This is a genomic window from Paracoccus haematequi (assembly GCF_900631945.1).
GTDB lineage: Bacteria > Pseudomonadota > Alphaproteobacteria > Rhodobacterales > Rhodobacteraceae > Paracoccus > Paracoccus haematequi_A.
Genome location: NZ_UZWE01000057.1, coordinates 25,946 through 41,383, shown reverse-complemented (window position 1 = coordinate 41,383; position 15,438 = coordinate 25,946). Strand labels below are relative to the sequence as shown.

Sequence of the window (15,438 nt, the reverse complement as noted above, 5' to 3'; positions counted from 1 at the left end):
TAGGCATTCTGCCAATGCGACAAGAGTCGCCATACCGTCAGCCATACCGTCTATCACGAGGCTTTCCCCGCGATAGACAGCGATAGAAGACGTAGGATTTATCGAGCTATTTCAGTGCCTTATGGAGGGCTATGGCGTAAAATCGGCGGCGTTTGGATAGGCCTGAATCATTCCCATTCGATGGTGCCCGGCGGCTTCGAGGTGATGTCGTAGGTGCAGCGGTTGATGCCCTTGACCTCGTTGATGATCCGGGTCGCCGTCTCGCCCAGGAAGTCGTGGGTGAAGGGATAGTAGTCCGCCGTCATGCCGTCCACGGACGTGACCGCCCGCAGCGCGCAGGCATAGTCATAGGTGCGCCCGTCGCCCATCACGCCCACGGTGCGCACCGGCAGGATCGCGACGAAAGCCTGCCAGATTTCGTCGTAAAGGCCGTGTTTGCGGATCTGGTCGATGAAGACCGCGTCGGCCTTGCGCAGGATCTCCAGCTTGTCGCGGGTGATTTCGCCGGGGCAGCGGATCGCCAGGCCGGGGCCGGGGAAGGGGTGGCGGCCGATGAATTTTTCCGGCAGGCCCAGTTCGCGGCCCAGGGCGCGGACTTCGTCCTTGAACAGCTCGCGCAGGGGTTCGACCAGCTTCAGGCCCATCTTCTCGGGCAGGCCGCCGACATTGTGGTGGCTCTTGATCGTGACCGAGGGGCCGCCCGAGAAGCTGACGCTTTCGATCACGTCGGGATAGAGCGTGCCTTGCGCCAGGAATTCCGCGCCCTCGATGCCGTTGGCGTAACGCTGGAACACGTCGATGAACAGCCGGCCGATGGTCTTGCGCTTGACCTCGGGGTCCGAGACGCCTTCCAGCGCGCCCAGGAACAGTTCGGATTCGTCGGCATGGATCAGCGGGATGTTGTAGGTGTCGCGGAACATGGTCACGACTTCCTCGGCCTCGTTCAGCCGCAGAAGCCCGTGGTCCACGAAGACGCAGGTCAGCTGGTCGCCGATCGCCTCGTGGATCAGCACCGCCGCGACGGAACTGTCCACGCCGCCCGACAGGCCGCAGATGACCCGTCTGTCGCCGACCTGTTCGCGGATCTTGCGGATCGCCTCGTCCCGGTAACCGGCCATGGTCCAGTCGCCGGTGAAGCCCGCCAGCCGGACGAAGTTTTCCAGCATCTGGCGGCCGCCCGGCGTGTGGTGCACCTCGGGGTGGAACTGCACGGCATAGAAGCGGCGACCTTCATCCGCGATCATCGCGAAGGGCGCGCCTTGGGAGGTGCCGATGACCTGGAAACCCGGCGCCAGGGCGGTGACGCGGTCGCCATGGCTCATCCAGACTTCCTCGCGGCCGGTCTGGAACAGGCCCGCGAAGATGCCGTCGCCTTTGTGACCCTCGGCGGGGGCGATGAAGGCGCGGCCGTATTCGGCGTGGTGCCCGGCCTCGACCTTGCCGCCCAGTTGCTCCATCATCACCTGCTGGCCATAGCAGATGCCGAAGACCGGCACGCCCAGTTCGAAGACCGCCTGCGGCGCGCGCGGGCTGCCGGGGCGCGTCACGCTGTCCGGCCCGCCCGACAGGATCACCGCCTGTGGGTTCAGGCCGCGCAGGATCTCGTCGGTCAGCAGGTTATAGGGATGGATTTCGCAGAAGACGTTCAGTTCCCGCAGGCGGCGCGCGATCAGCTGCGTGACCTGGGATCCGAAGTCGATGATGAGAAGGCGCTGGTGCTGGGTCATGGATGCGCTTTAAGCGCGCCCATGCCGCCGCGCAAGGGATTCGGGCGCCGGAACTGGCCCGGTCGGGTCCGCGTTTTCGGCCCGAACATCACAGGTCATCCTATGCCCGTCCTTCGCGCCCTTGCCGCTGTTGCCTGCCTGTCCCTCCTTGCCGCCTGCCAGCAGGGCATCGGCACCGCATTGCCGTGGCAGACCCCGACGGTTCCCCTGGCCGAGGAAGCCCTGGCCGTGCCATGCGGGGGCGATGCGCAGATCGCCGCGCGGATCGACGCCGCCGTCAATGCCGCCCGCCAAGGCCAGGGCAAGACGCCGCTGGCGGGCGCGCCGTTGCTGGCGCGGATCGCCCAGAGCCATGCCTGCGACATGGCCCGGACGGGGCGCGTGGATGTCGAGGGATCGAACGGATCCAGCGTCCTGGACCGGGCGCGGGCGGTCGGATACCCGGTCTGCGGCGTGGCGCAGCTTGTCGGGCGCGGCGGTGGCCCGGCGGATGCCGTCGCCCGCTGGATGGGGCAGGAGGCGCAGCGGACCGAACTGCTGGACCAGTCCAGCCGACAGGTGGGCAGCGGTTATGCCATCGGGCCGGACGGCGCGGCGTATTACAGCGTGGTGCTGGGGGACGACTGCGGCTGATCCCCTGCGAGGGAAGAAAAGGGGGGGGCTGACTGCCCCCCCATCGCCGTTCCGGCGATGTCCCCCCGTGGATATTTCGACCAAGGCAAAGCCGGGAGGGCCGCTATCTTTCGGGCACCAGGCCGCGCGGCGCGAAGCGCAGCACCAGAAGCAGGACCAGGCCCATGGCGATGAAGCGCATATGGGCGGCGCTGTCCAGAAGATGCGCCTTGATGTCGCCGTCGGGCAGGGGGCCGACCAGAAGGCCGATCAGGCCGGGGCCCCAGACCTCGACCTTGATCCAGAGGAACCAGATCAGCACGGCGCCCAGCACCGCGCCCCAGTTGTTGCCCGAGCCGCCGACGATCACCATCACCCAGATCAGGAAGGTGTAGCGCAGCGGGTTATAGCTGTTGGGCGCCATCAGCCCGTCCAGCGTGATCATCATCGCCCCCGCGATGCCGATCACCGCCGAACCCAGCACGAAGACTTGCAGGTGGCGGGCGGTCACGTCTTTGCCCATCGCCTCGGCGGCGGTTTCGTTGTCGCGGATGGCGCGCATCATCCGGCCCCAGGGTGATTTCAGCGCCAGTTCCGCCAGCAGGATGATGCCCAGCAGCACCACCAGGAACAGCGACAGGTAGCACAGCTTGACCCAGATTCCCGAGGCCTCGGCCGTGCCGAATCCCCAGCGGGCGGCGAAATCGACGAAGGCGGGGTTCTGTTGCAGGTCGATCTCGTACGGGACAGGCCGGGGGATCGAGGTGACGTTCTTGACGCCGCGCGCCAGCCAGTCCTCGTTGCGCAGGACCGCCACGATGATCTCGCCGATGCCCAAGGTGGCGATGGCCAGGTAGTCCGAGCGCAGCCCGAGCGCGACCTTGCCCACCGCCCAGGCGGCGGCTGCGGCGAAGGCGCCGCCCACGGCCCAGGACAGCAGCACGGGCAGGCCCAGCCCGCCGATATTGCCGGTGCGGGCGCTGTCATTCGCCTCGATCGCGGTGACGGCGGGGTCGAACAGCCAGCGATAGGCGATGAAGCCCAGGATCAGGACCAGGGCCACAGTCCAGGCGCGGCGGGTGCGGGCATAGACGATCCTGGCCAGGGCCAGGGTGCCGAGGCCCACCAGCAGCGACAGGATCAGGCGCGGCCCGCCCGCGGCCCAGGCGCCCTCGACCGGGGGCAGCGAGACCAGCACCGGGGCCAGCCCGCCGATGGCCAGGAAGCCCACGACGCCGGTGTTGAACAGCCCCGCATAGCCCCATTGCATGTTCACGCCCAGGGCGGCGACGGCCGAGATCAGGCCCATGTTCAGGATCGCCAGCGAGGTGTTCCAGGATCCCGAGAACATGCCGTTCCTGACCGTGCCCTCCAGCACGAAAAGGACGGCCAGGATCAGGAACAGGACGGGCGCGCGCCAGGGGCTGACGGCGGCGGCTTGACGGTTGGTGGACATGACGGACCCCCCCCTTAGACCGACTTGCCGCGGAACAGCCCGGTCGGGCGGAACAGCAGGACCACGATCAGGATGACGAAGCTGACGGCGAACTTGTATTCGGTCCCCAGCAGTTGCAGCAGCCCGCCGGGCTGCCAGCCGGGGAACAGATAGCCCGCGACCTTGACCCAAGGGTAGGTCACCGCGACCTCGGAGAAGGCCACCAGGAAGCCGCCGGCGATGGCGCCGATGGGGTTGCCCAGGCCGCCGACGATGGCGGCGGCGAAGATCGGCAGCAGGATCTGGAAATAGTTGAAGGGCCGGAAGGACTTGTCCAATCCATAGAGGACACCGGCGATGGTCATCAGCGCGGCGGCGATGATCCAGGTCAGGCGCACGACGCGTTCGGGGTCGATGCCCGACAGCAGCGCAAGATCCTCGTTGTCGGAATAGGCGCGCATGGCCTTGCCGGACTTGGTGCGGTTCAGGAACCAGAACAGCGCCGCGCAGGTGACGACGGTCACAACCAGCGTCAGGGCCTGGGTGGATCGCAGGGCCAGCCCCTCGGACAGGCCGGTCCATTCGCGGAAATCGCGCACGCCGATCAGGAAGCGCGCGCCGTCGTCGAAGCGCTGTTCGTCGACGCCGATCAGCAGCCGGGTCAGCCCGTTCATCACGAACATCACGCCCACCGAGGCCATCACGAAGATGATCGGCGCGGCCTTCTGCGCGCGATAGAAGCGATAGACGGATCGGTCGATGCCCAGCACCAGCAGCGCGGTGGCCGCGATCCCCACCGGCAGGGCCAGCAGCGCGGTCGGCAGCGGTCCCAGCGACACGCCCAGCGATTGCAGCCCCCAGGTGACCAGGATGGTGATGGCGGTGCCGAAGGCCATCGTGTCGCCATGGGCGAAGTTCGAGAACCGCAGGATGGCATAGATCAGCGTCACCCCAAGCGCGCCGAGCGCAAGCTGCGCGCCATAGGCGGCGGCGGGGATGAAGACGAAGTTCAGGAATGCCACAAGGGCGTTGAGGATATCCAAGGCTCAGCCCCCCAGGAAGGTGCGGCGGACTTCCGGGTCGGCCAGCAGCGCCTGCCCGGTGTCGGTGTAACGGTTGGCGCCCTGCACCAGGACATAGCCGATGTCCGCGATCTCGAGCGCCTGGCGGGCGTTCTGTTCGACCATCAGGATGGAAATGCCGGTGCGCGCGACCTCGATGATGCGGTCGAACAGCTCGTCCATGACGATGGGGCTGACGCCGGCGGTGGGTTCATCCAGCATCAGAAGCTGGGGCCGCGTCATCAGCGCGCGGCCCACGGCGACCTGCTGGCGCTGGCCGCCCGACAGTTCGCCCGCCGCCTGCCTGCGCTTCTCGGCCACGGCGGGGAACAGGTGATAGACCTGCTCCATCGTCTGGCGCACGTCGTCGTCGCGGATGAAGGCGCCCATTTCCAGGTTCTCCTCGACCGTCATGGTCGGGAAGATGTTGTGGGTCTGGGGCACGAAGCCCATGCCCTTGCGGACGCGCTGCTGCGGGGACAGGGCGGTGATGTCCTCTCCGCCCAGGGTGACGCGGCCCTCGCGCAGCGGCAGCATTCCGAACACGGCCTTCATGGCGGTGGACTTGCCCGCGCCGTTCGGGCCGACGATCACGGCGATCTGGCCCTTGTCCACGGTCAGGGTGCAGCCCATCAGGATGTCGGCCTTGCCGTATCCGCCGCGCATCCCCTGCGCCGACAGGAAGGGCTGCGCGCCCTGCGATTGGGATTGAGACTGCATCACAGCGCCCCTCCTGCGGCCTTGACCTTGTTCTTCAGGCCGGTGCCCAGATAGGCCTCGATCACGTCCTCGTTCTGCATGATGTGGTCGGCGGGGCCTTGTGCCAGAACCTTGCCCGCCGCCATCACGATGACCGGGTCGCACAGCTTGCCGATGAAATCCATGTCGTGTTCGATCACGCAGAAGGTATAGCCGCGTTCGCGGTTCAGCCGCACGATGGCGTCGCCGATGGTGCCCAGCAGGGTGCGGTTCACGCCCGCGCCCACCTCGTCCAGGAACACCACCTTCGCGTCGACCATCATCGTGCGGCCCAGTTCCAGCAGCTTCTTCTGCCCGCCCGACAGGTTTCCCGCCTTTTCGTGGGTCAGGTGGCGGATGGTCAGGAAATCCAGAACCTCGTCGGCCTTCTTGCGCAGCGCGGCTTCCTCGCGTTCGATGCGGGCACGTTGCAGCCAGGTCTTCCAGATCGTCTCGCCCGACTGGCCGCCGGGCACCATCATCAGGTTTTCCCGCACCGTCATCGACGAAAATTCATGCGCCAACTGGAAGGTGCGCAGCAGCCCCTTGTGGAACAGCGCGTGCGGCGGCAGGCCGGTGATATCCTCGCCATCCATGAAGACGCGACCCGATGTCGGCGGCAGAACGCCCGCGATCACGTTGAACAGCGTGGACTTGCCCGCGCCATTCGGGCCGATCAGCCCGGTGATGGATCCCGTCTCGATCGTCACGCTGGCGCCATCGACGGCCCGGAAGCCGCCGAAATGCCGGTGGAGGTCTTCGACCCTTATCATTCTTGTTACCCCGTCTTCACGCCATTGGTGAAGTGTGACCGCATTCAGCGGCTTTTGTCATGAAAAATGGCCCGGCAACCGAAATGGCTGCCGGGCCGGAGCATGAAAGAGGCTTCAGCGGAAGCCGACGACTTCCATCTTGCCGTCCTTGATCTCGATCTGGCGATAGACCCCGGCGGATTCGCCCTCGCCGACCAGCTCGACGGCGGTGGCGCCGACATAATCGACATCGCCGCCATCCTTCAGGATTTGCAGCGCCTTGCCCAGTTCGCCCGGCAGGATCTTTTCGCCCGGCGCGTTGGCCACGTCCATCACCTTGTCCTTGTAGACGGCGGGGTCGCTGCTGCCGGCGGCCGCCATCGACAGCAGGATCAGCGCGGCGGCGTCATAGGATTCGCCCGCATAGGTCGCGGTGCCGTCGAAGCCCGCAGCCTTGGCCAGTTCCACGAACTTGTCGCGGCCCTCGCCCTCGGCCGCCGGGTTCTGGCCGAAGCTGCCCTCGATCTCGGATCCGAAATTGCTGACCAGGGTGTCGTTGACCATGCCGTCGGGGAACACGAAGGTCTCGAACGCGCCGCTGTCCAGGGCGCCGCGCACGATGCCCGACCCGCCCTGATCGACATAGCCCGCCACGACCAGGGCATCGCCCCCGGCGGCGGCCAGGGCCGCGACCTCGGCCGAATAGTCGGCCTTGCCGTCGTCATGGGCGGAATTGACGGTCACGGTGCCGCCCTTGGCCGTGAAGGCCGCCGCGAAGCTGTCGGCCAGGCCCTTGCCATAGTCGTTGTTGGTATAGGTCACCGCGACCGACTTGATGCCCTTTTCCAGAATGATGTCGGCCATCACCTCGCCCTGGCGCGCGTCCGACGGCGAGGTGCGGAAGAACAGCCCCTGATCGTCGATGGTGGACAGCGCCGGAGAGGTCGCCGAGGGCGAGATCATCACCACGCCGTTCGGCACCGCGACGTTCTGCAACGAGGCGATGGTTTCGCCCGAGCACATGCCGCCGATGATGCCGCGCACCTTTTCGGCGGTGATCAGGCGTTCGACGGTCGCGCTGGCGGCGGCGGCGTCGATGCAGGTGGAATCGCCCTGCACCACGGACACGGTCGACCCGTCCAGCAGCAGCCCGCTGTCCGTCACCTCTTTCGCGGCCAGCGTGACGCCGTTCTGCATCGGCGGCGCCATGGATTCCAGCGGTCCCGTGAACCCGAACGAGGTGCCCAGCTTGACATCCTCGGCGCTTGCCGCACCGGCCAGCAACGCCCCTGCGGCGGTGGCCAGAAGAAGTTTTTTCATATGATTGTCTCCCAGTTGGAACAATGTCCTGCCAGGCAGGTTAGAAGCGCCTTGCCTAAAAGAAAAGCGGGATATTGCCAAGAAACCCTGCCTTTTCGGGCGGGTGACGCATGGTCAGCGCCAGCCCAGGCGGTCGTCGCGGCGGCGCAGGGCCAGTCCGGGCAGGGCGCTCAGCAGCCAGCCCAAGGCCAGCCCGATGCCCGCGGCCCAGAAGCCCGCAACCGTGACGGGCACCGCGGGCAGGAAATCGCCCCAGGTGGCGGCCAGCGTTTCCGCGTCGCGCAGGCGGTGGGGCAGGGCCATGCGTTCCAGCGGCCCGGCAAGCCGCAGCATCTGCAAGTCCGCGCGCGCCCGGTCGAGGCGGGCGAAGACATCGCGCATGGTCGCCTGATGCGCGTCGCGGAAGGCGCTGCCCGACAGGTCGGCCAGGGCCTGCGCGCGGGTCAGCCCGGCGGCCTGGGCGCTGGCGTCGAATTCGGCGGCGACGCGGGACAGGGCGTCGACCTGCCCGCCCAGCCGCTGCACATACTGGTCGGAAAAGGCCGGGAACTGCGACAGGACGACGGCGCAGCAGACCGCCGCCGCCAGCCGCAGCACGCCGATCACCGATCCTGCGCCTTCAGGCCCAGAACCGGCGCATAGATCTGTTCCAGCCGGGCGATGGCGTCCTTGGGCGACATCTCCTCGGTCTCGCCGGTGCGGCGGCTGGTCAGTTCGACCTTGTTCGCCGCCAGCCCGCGCGGGCCGACGGTGATGCGCCAGGGCAGGCCGATCAGGTCCATGGTGGCGAATTTCGCCCCCGCCCGGTCGTCGCGGTCGTCATACAGCGGATCCAGCCCGCGCGCCTGCAATTCCGCATAGATCGCGTCGCAGGCGCTGTCGGTCGAATTGTCGCCCTGTTTCAGGTTCACGATGCCGACATGGAACGGGGTCACGCCCTCGGGCCAGACGATGCCCTTGTCGTCGTGGCTGGCCTCGATGATGGCGCCCAGCAGGCGCGAGACGCCGATGCCGTGGCTGCCCATGTGGACCGGCGTGCGCGCGCCGTCCGGCCCGACCACCGTGGCGCCCAGCGGTTCCGAGTATTTGGTGCCGAAATAGAAGATCTGCCCGACCTCGATCCCGCGCGCGCTGCGGCGGCGTTCCTCGGGGACCTGGTTGAACAGCGCCTCGTCATGGGTCTCGTCGGTGCGGGCGTAACGGCTGGTGAATTCCTCCAGCACGGCCTGGCACTGCTCCACGCTGTCATAGTCGATCTCGCGGTCGCCGAAGGTCAGGTCGGTGATCTGGCTGTCATAGAACACCTCGGATTCGCCGGTTTCCGCCAGCACCAGGAATTCGTGGGTGTAATCGCCGCCGATCGGCCCGCCGTCGGCGCGCATCGGGATCGCCCGCAGCCCCATGCGCTCATAGGTGCGCAGATAGCTGACCAGATGCCGGTTATAGGCGTGCAGCGCGTCTTCCTTGGTCAGGTCGAAGTTGTAGCCGTCCTTCATCAGGAACTCGCGGCCCCGCATCACGCCGAAGCGGGGGCGGATCTCGTCGCGGAACTTCCACTGGATCTGGTACAGCGTCAGCGGCAGATCCTTGTAGCTGTTCACGTGGGCGCGGAAGATGTCGGTGATGACCTCCTCGTTCGTGGGGCCGTACAGCATGTCGCGCTTGTGGCGGTCGGTGATGCGCAGCATCTCGTCGCCGTAATCGTCATAGCGGCCGCTTTCGCGCCACAGGTCGGCCGACTGGATGGTCGGCATCAGCACCGGGATATGGCCCGCGCGCTGCTGTTCCTCGTGGACGATCTGCTGGATGCGGTTCAGCACCCGCAGCCCCAGCGGCAGCCAGGAATAGATCCCCGCCGACTGCTGCTTGATCATGCCCGCGCGCAGCATCAGCCGGTGGCTGACGATCTGAGCCTCTTTCGGGTCTTCCTTCAGCACCGGCAGGAAATAGCGCGACAGACGCATGGGCGGGATCCTTTGATCGAATATGGCGCAAAGCGTTACCGGATCGGCCCCGCCTTGCCAAGAACCGCCCGCTTGCAACTGCCGCGCGCGCCGTTCACATTCCGGGCGAACAGGACACCTCAGGAACCGCCATGCGCATACCGATTCACAAGCAACTGATGTGGTGGGGCGTTGCGGCTGTGTCGCTGCTGCTGGCGATGTGGCTGCTGGGCAACGCCATCCTGCCCTTCATCCTGGGGGCGGGCGTCGCCTATCTGCTGGATCCGGTGGCCGACCGGCTGGAACGCGCGGGCCTGTCGCGGGTCATGTCGGTGGTGGTCATCACCGTCATCGCGGTGCTGGCCTTCGCCGCCGTGGTGCTGCTGGTGGTGCCGGTCATGCTGCGCCAGGCCACGTCGCTGATCGAGACCGCGCCCGCCATGCTGGAACAGGGCCGCCTGTTCCTGTCGAACCGTTTTCCCGAACTGCTGCCCGCCGACGGCGATATCGGCACGGCGCTGACCGACCTGGGCGCGGCGATGGGCGAACAGATGGGCACGCTGGCGTCCCGCCTGCTGTCGTCGGTGGGCGGCATCATCAGCGCCGTCGCGATCCTGGTGATCGTGCCGGTGGTCGCCTTCTATCTGCTGCTGGACTGGGATCACCTGGTCGATCGGGTGGACACCCTGCTGCCGCGCGAGCACGCCCCCACCCTGCGCCGCCTGTCGCGAGAGATCGACGAGGCGCTGTCGGGCTTCGTGCGCGGACAGGGGCTGGTGATGCTGATCCTGGGCACCTGGTATGCCTTCGGCCTGATGATCGTGGGGCTGCCTTTCGGATTCTTCATCGGCATCATGGCGGCGCTGCTGTCCTTCATCCCCTATGTCGGCGTGCTGATCGGCGGGGCCACCGCCATCGGTGTCGCCCTGTTCAGCTTCTGGGGCGACCCGCTGTGGATCGGGATGGTGGTGGCGATCTTCGCCCTGGGCCAGATCGTCGAGGGCAATTACCTGCAACCCAAGATCGTCGGCCATCATGTCGGCCTGCACCCGGTCTGGCTGCTGCTGGCCCTGTCGGTCTTCGGCGCGCTGTTCGGCTTCGTCGGCATGGTCATGGCGGTGCCGCTGGCCGCCGCCCTGGGGGTGATTGCCCGGTTCCTGACGCAGCGATACCAGGAAAGCGCGCTGTTCACCGGCCAGGCGCTGCCTCCCGATCCGGGGCAGCCGGTGCTGGTCGAACTGGTCCCCGAAGGCACCGTCGCCAATGCCATCCGCGAGGCGCGCATCAGCGCCGACCAGCACCGGGCGCAAGGCCAGATCCAGATGATGCGCGAGGAAATCGCCCGCAGGCATCCCGAAGCCGAATAGATGGGCACGACCTTCCGCCAGTTGACGCTGGACCTGACCACGCCGCCCGCCCATTCGCGTGCCGATTTCCTGCCCGCGCCCGCCAATCGGGCGGCGCTTGCCGCGCTTGACGCGCCGCAGGACTGGCCGCAGGGGCGGATGCTGCTGATCGGGCCGGAAGGGGCCGGCAAGTCGCATCTGGCGGCCTTCTGGGCGGCCGAGAACGGCGCCCGCCGGACCAAGGCGGCGGCGCTGCGCCCGGACGCCGCCGACGCCCTGGCGGTCGAAGGCGGCGCCCTGGTGGTCGAGGACGCCGACCGCGCGGGCCGGGCGGCGGGGGCCGAACAGGCGCTGTTTCACCTGTGGAACCTGTGCGCGCCGCGCGATTGCCTGCTGCTGCTGACGGCGCGGACGCCGCCGCGCGACTGGGGTCTGGTGCTGCCCGATCTGCGGTCGCGCATGGATGCGATGCCCCAGGTCCGGCTGGGGCCGCCCGACGAAGCGCTGCTGGCCGCCGTGCTGGTGAAGCTGTTCGCCGACCGCCAGCAGGCCGTTCCCGCCGACCTGATCGACTGGCTGGTCCTGCACATGCCGCGCGACCTGGGGCTGGCCCGCCGCCTTGTCGCCGCGATGGACCGCGCCGCCATGTCCGACAAGCGCCCGATCACCCGCCGCATTGCCGCCGACCTGCTGAACGGTCTATCCGAGACCGAGACCTGATTCATCCGCTGAAGGCCAGGACCATGACGCAAGCCGATTTCCTTCGAACGCCCTTCCCGGAACCCCAGGATCTGCCCGAGGGCGTGCCCCAGAACGGCGCGCGCTTCTTCAACCGCGAGATCAGCTGGCTGTCCTTCAACTGGCGCGTCCTGGACGAGGCGCGCAACCCCCGCGTGCCGCTGCTGGAACGGCTGCGCTTCGTGTCGATCAGCGCGACCAACCTGGACGAATTCTATACCGTCCGCGTCGCGGGCCTGCGCGAACTGGTGCGAGAGGGCAACGCCACGCCCTCGGACGACGGGCTGACGCCTGCGGAACAGCTGTCGATGATCAATGCCGACGCCCGCCGCCTGATGGGCGCGCAGCAGGGCGTCTGGAACCGGATCCGCCGGGAAATGGAGGAGGCGGGCATCGTCATCCTGTCCCGGTCCCGCCTGACCCGCGCCGAAGAGGAATTCCTGCACGACTATTTCGAACGCAAGGTGTTCCCGGTCCTGTCGCCGTTGGCCATCGACCCGGCGCACCCCTTCCCCTTCATCCCGAACGCGGGTTTCTCGCTGGCGCTTGAACTGGCCCGCGAGACCGACGGGCGGCAGATGCAGGCGCTGCTGCCGATCCCCGCGCAATTGGACCGCTTCATCCCCCTGCCGGGCGGAGAGCGGTTCTTCAAGCTGGAAGATCTGCTGCTGATGCACCTGTCCAGCCTGTTTCCGGGCTATCGCGACACGGGCCATTGCGCTTTCCGCGTGCTGCGCGACAGCGACCTGGAGGTCGAGGAGGAAGCCGAGGATCTGGTCCGCGAATTCGAGACCGCGCTGAAACGCCGCCGCCGGGGCAGCGTGATCCGCCTGAAGATCACGCGCGGCGCCCCCGACCGGCTGCGCCGCCTGATCATGGAGGAACTTGAGGTCGGTCCCGACGAGGTGATCGAGGTCGAGGGGCTGCTGGGCGTGGCCGACCTGCGCGAACTGGTGCTGGATTCGCGCCGCGACCTGCAATGGCCCGCCTTCACGCCGCGCGTTCCCGAACGGGTGCAGGACCATGACGGCGACATGTTCGCCGCCATCAAGCAAAAGGACATGCTGCTGCACCACCCCTATGAGACCTTCGACATGGTGATCCGCTTCCTGGCCCAGGCCGCACGCGATCCGAACGTGCTGGCGATCAAGCAGACGCTGTACCGCACCAGCCGCGACAGCCCGATCGTCGATGCGCTGTGCGAGGCCGCAGAATCCGGCAAGTCCGTCACCGCGCTTGTCGAACTGAAGGCCCGCTTCGACGAGGCCGCGAACATCCGCCAGTCGCGCCGCCTGGAACGGGCCGGGGCGCATGTCGTCTATGGCTTCGTGAACTACAAGACCCATGCCAAGATCAGCACGGTGGTGCGCCGGGAGGGCGACAACCTGGTCACCTATACCCATTACGGGACCGGCAACTATCACCCGATCACGGCGCGGATCTATACCGACCTGTCGCTGTTCACCTGCGACCCGGCGCTTGGGCGCGATGCGACCAAGGTCTTCAACTACCTGTCGGGCTATGTGCAGCCGGCAGGGCTGGAAAACATTTCCATCTCGCCCATCGACCTCAAGGACCGGCTGATTTCCTTGATCGCCAGAGAGGCCGAACTGGCCCGTCAGGGACGTCCCGCCGCGATCTGGGCCAAGATGAATTCGCTGATCGAAAGGGATGTGATCGACGCGCTGTATGCGGCAAGTGCTGCGGGCGTGAAGATCAGCCTGGTGGTGCGCGGCATCTGCGGGATTCGGCCCGGCATCCGGGGGCTGTCGGACAATATCCGCGTGAAATCCATCGTCGGGCGATATCTGGAACATTCGCGGATCGTCTGCTTCGGCAACGGCTATGGCCTGCCGTCGAAGCGGGCGCGGGTCTTCATCAGCTCGGCCGACTGGATGGACCGCAACCTGAACCGCCGTGTCGAAACCCTGGTCGAATGCGTGAACGATACCGTCAAGGCGCAGATCGTCAGCCAGATCATGGCCGCCAACATGGCGGACGAGGCGCAAAGCTGGCTTTTGCAACCCGATGGCCGGTTCGTGCGCTATCTGCCCGAGGGGCGCGACGACCTGTTCAACTGTCACCGTTTCTTCATGGACCATCCGTCACTGTCCGGGCGGGGTACTGCGGGGGCCGGGGACGTTCCGGCATTAACCCATTCGAACGATTGACGCACCCGTCAGGGCGGTTCATTAACAGCGGCGATGCGGACCAAGCAGGAGAGGCGGCGATGAACGGCGTGCGGACGACGACCGGCAAGAAGGTCGAGCCTTTCGGCAAGATGTTCGCGACCCTGCCCAAGCGCGCCCTGTCGCGCGTGGGCGTGGTCGACGTGGGGTCGAACTCGATCCGGCTGGTGGTCTTCGACGGCGCGGCCCGGTCGCCTGCCTATTTCTATAACGAAAAGATCATGGCCGGGCTGGGGGCCAAGATGGCCCAGACCGGCCGCCTGAACCCCGAGGGCGTCAAGCGCGGCTTCGCGGCGCTGCAACGCTTCGCGGCGCTTGCCAAGGGGATGGATATCGGCCCGCTGACCTGCGTCGCCACCGCCGCCGTGCGCGAGGCCGCAGACGGTCCCGAATTCCAGGCCCGCGTCGAACGCGAGACCGGCATCAAGATGTGGGTCATCGATGGCGAGGAAGAGGCCCGCCTGTCCGCCCAGGGCGTGCTGTTGGGCTGGCCCGACGCGCGCGGCCTGGTCTGCGACATCGGCGGCAACTCGATGGAACTGGCCGAGGTCGCGGACGGGCAGGTCGGGCGGCGCGTGTCCTCGCAGCTGGGACCGTTCCGCCTGCAACAGGTGCCCGGCGGCAAGGACGGGCTGCGCAAGTATATCAGGAAGGTCGTGACCGAACTGGCTGCCGTCATGGGCACCCATCACGAACGCATCTATCTGGTGGGCGGCAGCTGGCGCGCCATCGCCCGGCTGGACATGGAGCGCGTGGCTTATCCGATGACCGTGCTGCACGAATACCGCATGACGCCCAAGGCGGTGGCCGATACGGTGGCCTGGATCGGCACGCATGACCTGAACGAGCTGCGCAGCCAGGTCGACATCTCGTCCTCTCGGATGGAACTGGTGCCGCTGGCCTCGCAGGTGCTGCTGCAACTGGCCGAGACCTTCGCGCCGACCGAACTGGCCGTCAGCAGCTATGGCATCCGCGAGGGGTTGCTGTACGAACAGATGCCCGACAGCCTGCGCAAGCGCGACCCGCTGATCGAGGCCGCGCGCTTTACCGAACGCCAGATGGCGCGGATGCCGGGATCCGGCAAGAAGCTGTACCAGTTCCTGCAACCCCTGTTCCAGAACGCGCCGCCGGAACGCGACCGCCTGATCCGCGTGGCCTGCCTGCTGCACGACACAAGCTGGCGCGCCCATCCCGATTACCGCGCCGAGGCCTGCTTCGACAATGTGACCCGCGCCAACATGGCCGCGCTGTCCCACCCCGAGCGCGTCTTCCTGGGCTTGGCGCTGCTGCACCGCTACAAGAACAGCCGCTCGGGGTCGCCCATGGCGCCGCTGTTCAAGCTGCTGGACGAGGGCGACATCCGCGATGCCGAGGTGCTGGGAAAGGCGATGCGGTTCGGCGCGATGCTGGCGCTGGACGACCCGGCGGACGCGGGCAGGCTGACCTTCGACGCCACGCAACTGCGCCTGCACCTGACGCCCGTCGGCCGCAAGCTGATGGGCGAGGTGGCCGAGGCCCGGTTCAAGGCGCTGTGCAGCGCCCTGGGAGTGGAAGGCGTGATCGAGGGCTGATCCCGG

The 15,438-nt window shown here is 67.2% G+C and carries 13 protein-coding genes; 5 read left to right on the top strand and 8 right to left on the bottom strand.

Translation table 11 applies throughout. The features are described from left to right. Window positions 1-167 precede the first annotated feature (167 nt). On the bottom strand, window positions 168-1,727 hold the full coding sequence (gene guaA, locus PARHAE_RS17565; RefSeq protein ID WP_126155857.1) for a glutamine-hydrolyzing GMP synthase: 1,560 nt from the start codon (window positions 1,725-1,727) through the stop codon (window positions 168-170). Window positions 1,728-1,829: 102 nt separating this feature from the next. Here guaA and PARHAE_RS17560 point away from each other — a divergent pair, with 102 nt between their 5' ends. After that, window positions 1,830-2,360, top strand: a complete 531-nt coding sequence (locus PARHAE_RS17560; protein WP_164555308.1) for a CAP domain-containing protein — start codon at window positions 1,830-1,832, stop codon at window positions 2,358-2,360. Window positions 2,361-2,463: 103 nt separating this feature from the next. Here PARHAE_RS17560 and PARHAE_RS17555 read toward each other — a convergent pair whose 3' ends face one another. The 7 genes from PARHAE_RS17555 to proS all read right to left on the bottom strand — a co-directional run bounded on the left by PARHAE_RS17555 (window position 2,464) and on the right by proS (window position 9,609). Continuing rightward, window positions 2,464-3,795: a branched-chain amino acid ABC transporter permease gene (locus tag PARHAE_RS17555; protein ID WP_126155855.1), complete on the bottom strand. Its 1,332-nt coding sequence runs from the start codon at window positions 3,793-3,795 to the stop codon at window positions 2,464-2,466. Window positions 3,796-3,809: 14 nt separating this feature from the next. Then, window positions 3,810-4,817: a branched-chain amino acid ABC transporter permease gene (locus PARHAE_RS17550; protein WP_126155854.1), complete on the bottom strand. Its 1,008-nt coding sequence runs from the start codon at window positions 4,815-4,817 to the stop codon at window positions 3,810-3,812. A 3-nt stretch (window positions 4,818-4,820) separates the two neighbouring features. Then, complete coding sequence (locus tag PARHAE_RS17545) at window positions 4,821-5,555, bottom strand: ABC transporter ATP-binding protein (protein WP_126155853.1); 735 nt, start codon at window positions 5,553-5,555, stop codon at window positions 4,821-4,823. Continuing rightward, the gene (locus PARHAE_RS17540) at window positions 5,555-6,346 is read right to left on the bottom strand and encodes an ABC transporter ATP-binding protein (protein ID WP_126155852.1); all 792 of its coding nucleotides are present in this window, start codon (window positions 6,344-6,346) and stop codon (window positions 5,555-5,557) included. The genes PARHAE_RS17545 and PARHAE_RS17540 overlap by 1 nt, the downstream gene beginning before the upstream one ends. A gap of 114 nt (window positions 6,347-6,460) precedes the next feature. Next, window positions 6,461-7,645, bottom strand: coding sequence for an ABC transporter substrate-binding protein (locus tag PARHAE_RS17535; protein WP_126155851.1), 1,185 nt, complete (start codon window positions 7,643-7,645; stop codon window positions 6,461-6,463). 114 nt (window positions 7,646-7,759) lie between these two features. After that, window positions 7,760-8,251, bottom strand: a complete 492-nt coding sequence (locus tag PARHAE_RS17530) for a DUF2937 family protein (protein ID WP_126155850.1) — start codon at window positions 8,249-8,251, stop codon at window positions 7,760-7,762. After that, complete coding sequence (proS, locus tag PARHAE_RS17525) at window positions 8,248-9,609, bottom strand: proline--tRNA ligase (RefSeq protein WP_126155849.1); 1,362 nt, start codon at window positions 9,607-9,609, stop codon at window positions 8,248-8,250. Before proS ends, PARHAE_RS17530 begins: the two co-directional genes overlap by 4 nt. A 131-nt stretch (window positions 9,610-9,740) precedes the next feature. On the opposite strand from proS, the gene PARHAE_RS17520 reads away from it, so the two are divergent. The 4 genes from PARHAE_RS17520 to PARHAE_RS17505 are packed head-to-tail and all read left to right on the top strand — an operon-like array spanning window position 9,741 to window position 15,432. Beyond that, complete coding sequence (locus tag PARHAE_RS17520; protein ID WP_126155848.1) at window positions 9,741-10,955, top strand: AI-2E family transporter; 1,215 nt, start codon at window positions 9,741-9,743, stop codon at window positions 10,953-10,955. Beyond that, window positions 10,956-11,654, top strand: a complete 699-nt coding sequence (locus tag PARHAE_RS17515; protein WP_126155847.1) for a P-loop NTPase family protein — start codon at window positions 10,956-10,958, stop codon at window positions 11,652-11,654. It abuts the gene before it with no gap. Between the two features lie 23 nt (window positions 11,655-11,677). Further along, entirely contained in the window at window positions 11,678-13,843 is a 2,166-nt protein-coding gene (locus PARHAE_RS17510) for an RNA degradosome polyphosphate kinase (protein WP_126155846.1), read from the top strand. Window positions 13,844-13,902: 59 nt separating this feature from the next. Beyond that, the gene (locus tag PARHAE_RS17505; RefSeq protein WP_126155845.1) at window positions 13,903-15,432 is read left to right on the top strand and encodes a Ppx/GppA family phosphatase; all 1,530 of its coding nucleotides are present in this window, start codon (window positions 13,903-13,905) and stop codon (window positions 15,430-15,432) included. Window positions 15,433-15,438: the final 6 nt, after the last annotated feature.

Bases quoted from the DNA above. Each gene is read 5' to 3' on its own strand.
- PARHAE_RS17535 (WP_126155851.1), bottom strand. From the start codon at position 7,645: ATGAAAAAACTTCTTCTGGCCACCGCCGCAGGGGCGTTGCTGGCCGGT.
- PARHAE_RS17515 (WP_126155847.1), top strand. From the start codon at position 10,956: ATGGGCACGACCTTCCGCCAGTTGACGCTGGACCTGACCACGCCGCCC.
- PARHAE_RS17560 (WP_164555308.1), top strand. From the start codon at position 1,830: ATGCCCGTCCTTCGCGCCCTTGCCGCTGTTGCCTGCCTGTCCCTCCTT.
- PARHAE_RS17540 (WP_126155852.1), bottom strand. From the start codon at position 6,346: ATGATAAGGGTCGAAGACCTCCACCGGCATTTCGGCGGCTTCCGGGCC.
- guaA (WP_126155857.1), bottom strand. From the start codon at position 1,727: ATGACCCAGCACCAGCGCCTTCTCATCATCGACTTCGGATCCCAGGTC.
- proS (WP_126155849.1), bottom strand. From the start codon at position 9,609: ATGCGTCTGTCGCGCTATTTCCTGCCGGTGCTGAAGGAAGACCCGAAA.
- PARHAE_RS17505 (WP_126155845.1), top strand. From the start codon at position 13,903: ATGAACGGCGTGCGGACGACGACCGGCAAGAAGGTCGAGCCTTTCGGC.
- PARHAE_RS17545 (WP_126155853.1), bottom strand. From the start codon at position 5,555: ATGCAGTCTCAATCCCAATCGCAGGGCGCGCAGCCCTTCCTGTCGGCG.
- PARHAE_RS17510 (WP_126155846.1), top strand. From the start codon at position 11,678: ATGACGCAAGCCGATTTCCTTCGAACGCCCTTCCCGGAACCCCAGGAT.
- PARHAE_RS17520 (WP_126155848.1), top strand. From the start codon at position 9,741: ATGCGCATACCGATTCACAAGCAACTGATGTGGTGGGGCGTTGCGGCT.
- PARHAE_RS17555 (WP_126155855.1), bottom strand. From the start codon at position 3,795: ATGTCCACCAACCGTCAAGCCGCCGCCGTCAGCCCCTGGCGCGCGCCC.